The 4,042-nt window shown below is 35.5% G+C and carries 1 protein-coding gene and 1 pseudogene; both read right to left on the reverse strand.

Going from position 1 to position 4,042, the window contains the following annotated elements; all coding sequences use genetic code 11:
• Window positions 1-3,005 (reverse strand): AMP-binding protein (locus QZN27_RS09300; protein WP_367237665.1); only part of this gene is annotated, 3,005 nt, incomplete at its 3' end.
• 12 nt (window positions 3,006-3,017) lie between these two features.
• Window positions 3,018-4,021: pseudogene (locus QZN27_RS09305) on the reverse strand (AMP-binding protein); the annotation flags it as partial.
• Between the last annotated feature and the right edge of the window lie 21 nt (window positions 4,022-4,042).

Below are 4,042 nucleotides of genomic sequence, written 5' to 3' on the forward strand. Positions count from 1 at the left end.
TGTGGCAGGAGCTTGCCGTCAATGTCTCTTACATCGGTGACGTAGTTTCTTAATGCTTTTCCGATTGTGATGTTTTCCGGATCGGTTATTTCCTTGTAGTTTGAAGCTATTGTTGCTTCAGTTGGACCGTAACTGTTGTATACTTTTGCATCGCAGTATTCTTTAACTCCGTTGAATGCTTTGGCTGAGAATTGCTCTCCTCCCATGACTATGCATTTTGCACATCCAATTGCTTCACAGAACTCTTCAACCTCCAGGTAAGACAGCAATCTTGATGGTGTGAATTCCATCACTTCAGGTTCGTATTTTTTGATTAATTTGATTAAGTCGACAATGTTTTTGATTTCAGAATCATTAGCAAAGATTATTTGTATTCCATTTGTTATACCTGTCAGGATATCCTCTAGAGATGTGTCGAATGCGATTGTTGCAATACTTAATAGGTTGTTGTATTCGCATTTAGGGTTTCCTTCAGTTTCGTTACATGCATTTTCATGACCAATCATCACTCCTTTTGGATTTCCTGTTGAACCTGATGTGTAAATCATGTATGCCAAATCATCTGGGGATACTTCCACATCAGGATTTTCGACATTTTCAGTTTCAAGCAATTCTTTAATGTCTAATGACTTGTCATAGGTTTCACCGGCTATGATGTAGTCAGCCTGGCTGTTTTCATAGATGTATTCAATCCTTTCTTTAGGATATTCCATGTCAATTGGGATGAATGCGCATCCTGCCTTTAAAATACCAATTATTGATGCAATCAGCTCACCGGTTCTTGGAAGCATTATTAAAACATTATGCCCTGGTTCGACGCCACGTTCAATCAATCCATTTGCAACCCTATTACTTAACTCATTCAATTCCTTATAAGTGTAGGTTTTTTCATTGGAAATTAATGCAATGTCGTCCGGTTTTAATTCTGCCTGTGCCTCGAAACGTTTGTGTATAATTGGATTTTCAAGAGGGATGAATGTTGGTGATTCCTTGCCTGTTTCAAGTTCAACATCACAGATTCTCAATGTTTGTGTATCATTATTCACAAATTGGTCCAAGACAGTTTCAATTGAATCCAAGAATTTTTTAATATACTCCTCTGAGTATAATTGATCGTTATAGGATATGACAATGTAAATTGCTGCATCTTGTTTCAATACTGAAATGTCTATTTTGTACTCTGTTGCTACTGATGCACCAGATAGCTCATGGCTTTCATATTCTTCACCGTTAATAATAAGACTTTCAGAGAATGAAACTTCGTTGTATGCATAGAATATTTCAGGTTTTAATTGGTATTCCTCAGCAATCTGGGTGTATGGATATATACTGTTATTTATTGAATCAATCCATGTTTTATCTACGGATTTAAGGAATTTATCAATAGTTTGTTCTCTGTTTTCATGTTTAATGATTAATGGAAGTGTTTTCACTAGGAATCCTTGTGTATTGAAATAATTTGGATTTGTTCTTCCATTGAATATTGTGGTTATTAATGTCTCATCACTGTATGTGAATTTATTCAAGGTTAATATGAGTGCGGACATGAATAATGAGTTATGGCCTATGGAATTTTCAAGACAGAATTTATTAATCTGATCTGAATCTAATTTTGAATATACATCTTTAATTAATCCCTCTTCAGGATTTCCATTAAGGTCAGGTGTTAAGACAGTTGAATCGATTTCCTGTGATAGTTTGTCATCAAAGAATTTTTTAGCGGATTCATATCTTTCGCTGTCTTGCAAATCATTTTCAATTAGGCTGAAAGTATAACCGTCAACAATTTCCTGTTCAATCTCTTTATCTTCATAAATTTTTCCTATGTCTTCAAATAGGAGTGACTGTGATTCCCCATCTGTAATGATATGGTGGAAATCGCTGAACAGTATGATTTCATCTGGGGTTTCATATATCTTAAATCTGAATAGTTGTTCGTTATCAAGTGAAAATGCTTTCACGTCATTTTTGATGATTTCCTCATCAGTTATGGAATCGACCTTGACGATTTTGATTTCATCTATTTCGGCATTGTCGTTTCTGTATTGTTTTATGCTTCCATCGTCTGAACGAACGATTCTGGCTTTAAGATATGGGTGAGCATCGATTACTCGACTGATTGATTCTTTTAATTTTTCAGCATCAATTTTTCTGTCGAATCTGGCAACTGCCGGCATGGTATATTTTACTTCACCAGGACTTTGCATGCATTCGTAATATATTCCTAATTGGTTTTCAGTCAATGGGAAGTATTCTAAGCTATTGGACATTTCAATAAATTCACTTAATCTTGAATTTGCCTTATCGCTGCTTAAAATTTCATCAGCTAAATTTTTAATTGTAGGGCTGTTGAATAATACTGATATGTCCAGGTTAACATTCATTTCTTTGAAGATTAATGTGTTTAACTTCATCAAGGTCAAGGAGGTAAATCCTATTACATATAATTCATCAGTAGTACCGAATTGGTCGGTTCCAATCAACTCGGAAGTGATTTCAAATAATTTCTGTTCAGTTTCATTTTCAGGTTTTATGTTTTCGAGGTCTAGTTTTGGTTCTGGGAGTGATTTTAGATCGGTTTTTCCGTTTGGTGTTTGTGGCATCTCTTCCAGTTGCATGTATGCGGTAGGAATCATGTATTTGGTTAATTTGTCTTTCAAGAACTCTTTTAATTCTCCTGATCCAACCTCTTCTTCTGCGGTGTAGTATGCGCATAGGTGGTCGTTGTTGTTTATTTCTTTGATTACGACTACAGCCTGTTTTATTGTTGGGTATTTGTTGATGTTGGTTTCGATTTCTCCGATTTCTATTCTTAGTCCTCTGAGTTTGATTTGGTTGTCGATTCTTCCGTGGATTTCTATGTCTCCGTCAGGTCTGGATATTGCGTAGTCTCCGCTTCTGTAGTATGGGATGTTGTTGATTTCAAGGAACACTTCTTCGGTTTTGTCAGGCATGTTGTAGTATCCTTTTCCTACACTGACTCCTCCAATGTAGAGTTCTCCCATTACTCCGTGTGGCAGTAGTTTGCCGTCGATATCACGAACATCAGTTATATAGTTGTCTAGTGGATATCCAACAGTTATGTCGTTGATGTCAGTAATTTCCTTGTTGTTTGATGTGATTGTGGTTTCTGTTGGTCCGTAACTGTTGTATACGATTGCATCGGAGTATTCCCTGAAGTTTTCGTATACTTTGGTTGAGAATTGTTCTCCTCCAAGGAATAGGCATTTTAAACATTTGATTGCTTCACAGAATTCTTCAATTTCAAGATGTGAAGCTAATCGTGATGGAGTAAAGTCTGCAACTTCAGGTTTATGTTCTTTAATTAGTTCAGTTAATTCTGGAATGTTTTTAATTTGATTGTCATTAGCTAAAATCAATTTTATTCCATTTGAAATGGAAGTTAATATGTCATCTACTGATACATCAAATGAAACTGTGGTTATGCATAGTAGGCTGTTGTATTGTGATTTTGGGTTTTGTACTTGGTTTGCAATGTTTTCGTGTGAAATCATTACTCCTTTTGGATTTCCTGTTGATCCTGATGTATAAATCATGTATGCCAAGTCATCAGGAGTGATTTCAACATTCGGATTTTCAGTGTTTGTTTCTTTGAGTAATTCTTTAACGTTCAATGAATTGTCACTGTCTTCATAGGATATGATGTAGTCTGCTTGGCTGTTTTCATAGATGTAGTCGATTCTGTCTTGTGGGTATTCTAAGTCGATTGGGATTGAAGCATTACTAATACATTGTTTTTAGGTTTAACTCCTCTTTTGATTAATGCGTTAGCTATTCTATTAGCTTTTCTGTTAAGTTCCTCAGCGGTTAATGTTGCATCTTCGGCCACAAGTGCAATGTTTTCTGGGTTTGTTTCCACTTGCTTTTCAAAGCGTTTGTGGATAAATGGAGTTTCGACTGGACTGAAAGTTGGTATTTCTTTTGGGGTTTCCAATTGAACATCACATATTGCAAATTCATAAATGTTATTCTCTATAAATTGGTTTAAAACAGTGTTCATTGAATCAATAAATGTCTTGAT

Origin of the sequence: uncultured Methanobrevibacter sp. (assembly GCF_900316895.1) — an archaeon.
GTDB lineage: Archaea > Methanobacteriota > Methanobacteria > Methanobacteriales > Methanobacteriaceae > Methanocatella.